General features: G+C 66.3%; 6 protein-coding genes. All 6 read left to right on the top strand.

Features of this window, described 5'->3' with window-relative positions; translation table 11 throughout:
• Positions 1-369: 369 nt before the first annotated feature.
• Positions 370-1,023, top strand: coding sequence for an alpha/beta hydrolase (locus tag ACCC94_RS25465; protein WP_413352405.1), 654 nt, complete (start codon positions 370-372; stop codon positions 1,021-1,023).
• A gap of 31 nt (positions 1,024-1,054) precedes the next feature.
• Positions 1,055-2,947, top strand: coding sequence for an acyl-CoA synthetase (locus tag ACCC94_RS25460; RefSeq protein ID WP_413352404.1), 1,893 nt, complete (start codon positions 1,055-1,057; stop codon positions 2,945-2,947).
• 151 nt (positions 2,948-3,098) lie between these two features.
• Positions 3,099-4,037 (top strand): GGDEF domain-containing protein, encoded by a 939-nt coding sequence (locus tag ACCC94_RS25455; RefSeq protein WP_413352403.1) that lies wholly within the window; start codon positions 3,099-3,101, stop codon positions 4,035-4,037.
• Positions 4,038-4,112: 75 nt separating this feature from the next.
• Entirely contained in the window at positions 4,113-5,270 is a 1,158-nt protein-coding gene (locus ACCC94_RS25450; RefSeq protein WP_413352402.1) for a dipeptidase, read from the top strand.
• 96 nt (positions 5,271-5,366) lie between these two features.
• Positions 5,367-6,926 (top strand): ATP-dependent RNA helicase RhlB, encoded by a 1,560-nt coding sequence (gene rhlB / locus ACCC94_RS25445; RefSeq protein WP_413352401.1) that lies wholly within the window; start codon positions 5,367-5,369, stop codon positions 6,924-6,926.
• Between the two features lie 290 nt (positions 6,927-7,216).
• Positions 7,217-8,223 (top strand): cache domain-containing protein (locus ACCC94_RS25440; RefSeq protein WP_413352400.1); only part of this gene is annotated, 1,007 nt, incomplete at its 3' end.

The following is an 8,223-nucleotide window of genomic DNA, read 5'->3' as shown; positions in this document are numbered from 1 at the left end:
CCCCCCCCCGCGGCCGCCGCCCCCCCCCCCCCCCCCACCCACCCTCGTCCGCCCGCGCCCCGCCCCCCCCGGCCGGGCGCCCCCCCCCCCCCCCCCCCCCCCCCCCGGGCCCTGAAACAGCCCAAGGCTTTCGCGGCGCCACTTCCGGTACAGCTTTCCGGATGGGGTCGGTACAGTGTTACCGGAAGTGGGGCCGCACAGCCTGACAGTTGCGATAGCAAGGGGCGTACCAGCCCAGGAACCTTCGCGCAATTTCCTGCAGTCAAGTCCCACAAGTTATGGCCATGCGACATCTTCTTGCATCGTCTCTCCACCCTCTTTCCCGCGCAGCGCCCCTTACTAGAGCGCCTGCCCCATCCTGGAGCCTCCATGACCCAGCCCCTGATCCTAGAACCCAGCCAGAGCGTCGACTCCTGCGTCATTTGGTTGCACGGCCTGGGCGCCGACCGTTACGACTTCGAGCCGGTAGCACAGATGCTGCAGCGCAGCTTCAAGTCGACCCGCTTCATCCTGCCCCAGGCGCCGACCCGCCCGGTCACCGTATTCAACGGCATGCCCGCGCCGAGTTGGTACGACATCCTCGCCATGGCCCCGGCCCGCGCCATCGATGAGGCGCAACTGGAAGCCTCGGCCGACAGCGTGATCGCGCTGATCCAGGGGCAGCTCGACCAGGGCATCGCGCCCAAACGCATCTTCCTCGCCGGCTTCTCCCAGGGCGGCGCCGTGGTGCTGCACACCGGCTACCTGCGCTGGGACGGCGAGCTGGGCGGGGTCATGGCCCTGTCCACCTATGGCCCGACATTCAGCGACGGCATAAGCCTGCCGGCTACAAAAAGACAACTGTCGGCTCTCTGCCTGCATGGCACTTTCGATGACGTGGTGGCGCCGGCCATGGGCCGCGCCGCGTACGACTTCCTGCAGGCCAACGAGGTGCCCGCCCAGTGGCGCACCTACCCGATGAGCCACGAAGTGAGCAACGAGGAACTCGGCGATATCGGCGCCTGGCTGCGGGAGCGCCTGTGATCCCCTGACCCTGCGGAGAACAAGAAGAAGCATGAACGCCCCGATCAGCAGCCTGCGTGACGTCGAAGCCCTGGAACAGGTCCCCCTGCAGGAGCGCGACCTGCCGCCCAACACCTATGAACTGCTGCGCCGCTCGGCGCAGCAGTTCGGCCCCTCCACCGCCCTGAGCTTCCTGCTGCAGGGTTCGGCGGCTGAGGAGCCGGTCAAGGTCAGCTACGAGCAGTTGTTCGCCCGCGTCACCCAGGCGGCGAACGCCTTCCACCGTCTGGGCGTCAGGCCCGGCACCGCGGTGTCGTTCCTGCTGCCGAACCTGCCGCAGACCCACTACGTGATCTGGGGCGGCGAAGCGGCAGGGATCGTCAACGCGATCAACCCGCTGCTCGACCCGGAGCACATCGCCGAACTGGTACGCGCGGCGGACTCCCGTGTACTCGTTACTCTGGCGCCCTTCCCGGGCACAGACCTGTGGGACAAGGTCGCCGGCCTGCGCGAGCACCTGCCGGAGCTGAACGCCATCGTCACCGTCGACATCGCCAACCTGCTGCCCGAGCCACAGCGCTCGGCGATCAAGGCCGCCCGTGGCGCGCTGCCCGATGGCGTGCTGGACTTCGACGAACTGCTCGACCAGTGCCCGGCGGACCGTCTGGAGAGCGGCCGGGTGATCGGCCCGGACGAAGTCGCCTCCTACTTCCACACCGGCGGCACCACCGGCACGCCCAAGCTCGCGCCGCACAGCCATTTCAACGAAGTGGCGATGGCCGAGATCATGGGCCTGAACTCCGACTACGACGGCAACGACGTGCTTCTCTGCGGCCTGCCGCTGTTCCACGTCAACGGCGTGATGGTCACTGGCCTTGCGCCCTTCATGCGCGGCGGCGAAGTGCTGCTGGCCGGCCCCCAGGGCTATCGCAACCCGACGCTGATCCAGGACTTCTGGAAGCTGGTGGAGCGCTACAAGGTGACCAGTTTCAGCGGCGTACCGACCATCTATGCCGCCCTGCTGCAGGTGCCCAGCGAAGGCCGCGACCTTTCCAGCCTGCGCTTCGCCCTGTGCGGCGCGGCGCCGATGCCGGTGGAGCTGATCCGCCAGTTCGAGGCCAAGACGGGCCTGAAGGTCATCGAAGGCTACGGCATGACCGAAGGCACCTGCGGCACCAGCTGCAACCCGCGCGGCGGCGAGCGCCGGCCCGGCTCCATCGGCCTGCGACTGCCCTACTGCGAACTGAAGTCGGTGATCCTCGACGGCGACGGCCAGTACCTGCGCGACGCTGTCGTGGACGAGATCGGCAACATCTGCCTGCGCGGACCCACCGTGTTCAAGGGTTACCTGCAGGCCAGCAAGAACAAGGACATCTGGGTCGACGGCGACTGGTTCAACACCGGCGACCTGGGCCGCATCGACGCCGACGGCTACATCTGGCTCACCGGCCGCAGCAAGGACCTGATCATCCGTGGCGGCCACAACATCGACCCGCAGATGATCGAGGAAGCCCTGCACCGCCACCCCGCCGTAGCCCTGGCTGCCGCCGTGGGCAAGCCGTGCCTGAAGGCCGGCGAGTTGCCGGTGGTGTACATCCAGCTCAAGCCGGGCATGCAGGCGAGCGAGGCGGAGCTGCTGGAGCACGCGGCGCAGCATGTACCCGAGCGCGCGGCGGTGCCCAAGGATGTCTGGCTGCTGGATGCCATCCCGGTCACGGCAGTGGGCAAGACCTTCAAGCCGGCGCTGCGCCTGGATGCCATTCGTCGCGTCCTCGAGGACGAAACCCGGCACCTCTCTCCACCCCCGCGCATCGAGGTGATCTCCGATGACCGCCATGGGCAAAAGGCGCGACTTTTCGTCGGCGGCCTCGACCTAGACTCACGCGCCGCGCTGGCCGACCGTCTGGGCGGTTACGCGGTGCACGTGGAGCTGTTGGAAAGCTGATGAAACACCCGGCCGACCGCCGGTCGGCCGGGCCTGGGTGCGAATTGCCAGTAGTCAAATCTGACTAATACTGATGGCTCAATGTGCGAAGAGGACTACAGGGAGAGTCAGTCGTGCACATCATCAGCTTCCGTCCGATCCCCGCTGCACCATGAAAGCTGCGCAGTGGAACGAGGACATCCGCCAGCTCCAGCACCTGCGTCTGTTCCAGAACGTGGCCGCGGCCAACCTGCAACAGTTGCTCAAGGACTTCCGCGCCTGCGAACTGGAGCGCGGCGAAATCCTGCTGTCGCCATTCAACCGCAATCACTTCCTTTATATGGTGCTGAGCGGGCACCTGACGGTCTACCTGGGTTCGCTGGACAACCAGCCGGTGAGCACCCTGCATCCGGGTGACTGCGCCGGCGAGATCAGCTTCATCGACAGCGACCACCCTTCGGCCTACGTCGTCGCCAGCGAACCGACCACCGTGCTGCGCCTGCACCGCGAGGCGCTGATCGGCCTGTTCGAGCATTCGCCGCAGGTCATGCAGAATCTGCTTTCGGTGCTCTGCGAACGGGTGCGCCAGGGCAACCGGATCATTCTCGACACCGAGCAGAACGCCAACATCGACACCCTCACCGGGCTGTTCAACCGGCGCTGGCTGGAGCACATCTACGACCGCGAGAGCACGCGCTGCGCCTTCAACCAACAGCCCATGTGCATGCTCATGCTCGATGTCGACCACTTCAAGAACTACAACGACGAGCACGGCCACCTGGCCGGCGACTACGCGCTCTGCCTGGTCGCCCACACCCTGCGCAGCCAGCTGCGGCCCAAGGACAGCATGGCGCGCTTTGGCGGCGAGGAGTTCGTCATCCTCCTGCCGGAAATCGGCATCGAGGAAGCCCGGCGCATCGGCAACCGCCTGCGCCAGAGCCTGGAGCAGGTTTCCTCCTTCTACTCGCCGGTCGGCGTACTGCCCGGCGTCACCGTCTCCCTGGGCCTGGCCGAGATGGACATCCAGGAAAACCTGCCGAGCCTGATCCTGCGCGCCGACAGCGCGCTCTACCAGGCCAAGCAGAAAGGCCGCAACTGTCTCTGCGGCTGAGTCCCGCTTCCCTTCGCCCGCCCTTCTGCTAGATTGCGCCCGCAACAAAACCAATAACAAAGCTGGGAAGCTGACATGCGCAAACTGCTGATCGTCCTGCTCATCCTGCTGGCCGTTGGCCTGGGGATCTTCTTCAACCTGCCGGGCTACCTGGACCGGAAGATGAACACCGTGGCCAGCCCGCCGCCCTACCCCGCCTCGCCCGAGGCCCAGGCGCTGCACCAGACCCTGTTCGTCGCCGACCTGCACGACGACGCCCTGCTCTGGGACCGCAACCTGCTGGACCGCCACGACCACGGCCACACCGACCTGCCGCGCCTGCTCGAAGGCCACGTCGGCCTGCAGGTGTTCTCCACCGTCACCAAGACGCCGCGCGGCCTGAACTACGAAAGCAACAGCGCCGACAGCGACAACATCACCCCGCTGGCCATCGCCCAGCGCTGGCCGGCGCGCACCTGGAACAGCCTGCTGGAGCGAGCGCTCTACCAGGGCGAACTGCTGGACAAGGCCGCCGCCGACAGCCAGGGCAAGCTGACCCTCATCCGTAGCCGCGACGACCTCAACCGCTACCTCGCCGCCTGGCAGAAGGACCCGAAACAGCTCGCCGGCGTGCTCGCCACCGAAGGCCTGCACCCGCTCGAAGGCAAGCTCGAGAACATCGACCGGATGTACGACGCGGGCTTCCGCATCATGGGCCTGACCCACTTCTTCGACAACGAAGTCGGTGGCTCTGCCCACGGCCTGAAGAAAGGCGGCCTGACCGCGTTCGGCCGCGAGGTAGTCCCGCGCCTGGAAGACAGGAAGATGCTGATCGACCTGGCCCACGCCTCGCGCCCGCTGATCGACGACGTGCTGGCCATCGCCAGGCGGCCGGTGATCGTCTCCCACACCGGCGTCGCCGGCACCTGCCCCGGCCCGCGCAACCTGACCGACGCGCACCTGCGCGGTATCGCCAACACCGGCGGGGTGATCGGCATCGGCTACTGGGACGGCGCGGTCTGCGAGACTTCCGTCGCCGCCATCGTCAAAGCCATGCGCTATGCCGCCGACAAGGTAGGCGTCGAACACATCGCGCTCGGTTCGGATTTCGACGGTGCGGTGAATGCGCCCTTCGACACCACCGGCCTCGCACAGCTGACCCAGGGCCTGGCCAAGGCCGGTTTCAGCAACGCCGACATCGCCGCGATCATGGGCGGCAACGTGCGCCGGCTGTTGCTGGAGAACCTTCCGTAGCCCAAGTCAATAGGCAGGATGCCCGTGGCACTTCGCCCTGCGGGCATCTTGCATTACACTGGCGGCCGTTCATTCCTTAACCAGTACGAGATCACCGTGCTCAAAGCACTCAAGAAAATCTTCAGCAAGGGTGATGGCGAGCAGCCCGTCACCACGCCGGCAGCCCCCGCTCCCGCTGCCTCCCAGCCCGCCCAGAGCGGTGAAAAGCGTCCGCGCAAACCGCGCAATCCGCGTCCGCAAGGCGACTCTGCCGATGCCGCCGAGAAGCCGGCCCGCGGTCCGAAGAGCGACAAACCCCGCGCCGAGCGTTCCGAAAAAGGCGAACGCGGCGAAAAACGCGAACAGGCTCCGAAGCACGAGCATGCCAAGGCCGAAGGCGCCGACAAGCCCCGCGAGGCGAAACCGCGCCGCGAGCGCAAGCCGCGCCCGCCGGTGGTGGACAACTGGAAGCTGGAAGACTTCGTGGTCGAGCCGGCCGAAGGCAAGACGCGTTTCCACGACTTCAACCTCGACCCGCGCCTGATGCACGCCATCCACGACCTGGGCTTCCCCTACTGCACGCCGATCCAGGCGCAGGTACTGGGCTTCACCCTGCGTGGCCAGGACGCCATCGGTCGCGCCCAGACCGGCACCGGCAAGACCGCCGCGTTCCTCATCTCGATCATCACCCAGCTGCTGCAGACCCCGCCGCCCAAAGAGCGCTACATGGGCGAGCCGCGCGCTCTGATCATCGCGCCGACCCGCGAGCTGGTGGTGCAGATCGCCAACGACGCCATCGGCCTGGCCAAGTACACCGGCCTGAACGTCATGAGCTTCGTCGGCGGCATGGACTTCGACAAGCAGCTGCGCACCCTGGAATCGCGCTTCTGCGACATCCTGGTCGCCACCCCGGGCCGCCTGTTGGACTTCAACCAGCGCGGCGAGGTGCACCTGGACATGGTCGAGGTGATGGTGCTGGACGAAGCCGACCGCATGCTCGACATGGGCTTCATCCCGCAGGTCCGCCAGATCATCCGCCAGACCCCGTACAAGGGCGAGCGCCAGACCCTGCTGTTCTCCGCCACCTTCACCGACGACGTGATGAACCTGGCCAAGCAGTGGACGGTCGACCCGGCCATCGTCGAGATCGAGCCGGAAAACGTCGCCAGCGACACCGTCGAGCAGCACGTCTACGCCGTTGCCGGCAGCGACAAGTACAAGCTGCTGTACAACCTGATCGCGCAGAACGACTGGACCCGCGTGATGGTCTTCGCCAACCGCAAGGACGAAGTGCGCCGCATCGAGGAACGCCTGACCAAGGACGGCATCAGCGCCGCCCAGATGTCCGGCGACGTTCCGCAGCACAAGCGCATCAAGGTCCTGGAAGGCTTCCGTGAAGGCAAGATCCGCGTGCTGGTCGCCACCGATGTCGCCGGCCGCGGCATCCACGTCGACGGCATCAGCCACGTGATCAACTTCACCCTGCCCGAAGATCCGGACGACTATGTGCACCGTATTGGCCGTACCGGTCGTGCCGGCAGCACCGGCACCTCGATCAGCTTCGCCGGCGAGGACGATGCCTTCGCCCTGCCGCCGATCGAGGAACTGCTGGGCCGCAAGATCAATTGCGAGATGCCGCCCACCGAGTTGCTCAAGCCGGTACCGCGCAAGCACTGATCGCGGCTTTGCGCACCAGAACAAGGCGAAGCCATATGGCTTCGCCTTTTTTGTTTCCGGCGGCGTTACTGCCGGTGACGAATTGCCCTTCCTAGAGCCTTCCGTTTCTCCCGCCGGACCCGCTGGGACGACCGTACGCTATCCCCCCGCAAACAATGGCAACGCGCCATTACCCGCGCAATAGGCCCTCCCCCGGCCTTTCTGATCAAATTTATTTACAGACGTAAAAAAATTCGCACGCTTCTTGCAAAGCACGCGAGAACAATTCCAAGACTCGTCGGAATCCTCCCATGCCCTTGCGCGCCAAACTTGCTCTGAGTTTCCTCTCGGTCGGCCTGATCCCCGTGCTGGTGATGGCCATCGTGGTCTATCTCCAGGCCAGCCGAGCCCTCGAAGAACAAAGCCTGAACGCCCTGGAGGCGGTCGCCAGCATCAAGCAGCGCCAGCTGATGGACGCCTGGAAGGCGCGTAACGACCAGCTGAGCAGCCTCGCCACCAACCTGGGCAGCAACTACGCGGGGCTGGACAGCGAATCCCTGGTCACCACCGCCAACTACGACCGCCCGGTATTCGAGAACTTCATCAAGACCTTCGGTTACCGCGAACTGCGCCTGGTGGCCGGCGACGGCAAGGTGGTGTTCAGCCTCGGCCGTGGCGTGGACTACCAGCAGAACATCGGCGCGCCGGAATGGCGCGATACCGCCTTCGGCAAGTTCATCCGCACCGCGCTGGACAGCGGCAAGGCCAGCATCAGCGACCTGGAACAGGCGCCCAACGACCAGCAGCCGGTGCAATGGCTGGCCGCGCCGATCAAGGACAACGGCAAGCTGCAACTGCTGCTGGTGCTGGAACTGCCGCTGGCGGCGATCAACGAAGTGATGCAGAACCGCCAGGGCCTGGGCGACGACGGCGAGACCTACCTGGTCGGCGGCGACGGCAGCCTGCGCTCGGATTCGGTGCGCTTCGCCGATCACCACGTGCGCCGCGACAAGGAAAGCCCCGCCGTCCTGCCCGGCCAGGCCATCGAAAAAGCCCTGGCTGGCGAACAGGGGCGCCTCACCGAAGCCGGCCTGAGCAGCGAGCCGGCGCTGAAATCCTTCGTCCCGCTGAACCTGGACGGCCTGCACTGGGCGCTGGTGGCGGAAATGGACCAGGCCCAGGCCTTCGCCCCGGTGCGCAAGCTGATGTGGCAGATCCTCGTGCTCGGCCTGCTGACCCTGGTGGGCGTGGCGGCCGGCACCTGGCTGGTCAGCCGCAGCGTGATGCGCCCGCTGGGCGGCGAGCCGGCGAGCATGGC

The organism is Pseudomonas sp. Pseusp97 (assembly GCF_047304025.1).
Classification (GTDB): domain Bacteria; phylum Pseudomonadota; class Gammaproteobacteria; order Pseudomonadales; family Pseudomonadaceae; genus Pseudomonas.
This window is presented reverse-complemented; position numbering and strand designations above follow the sequence as displayed.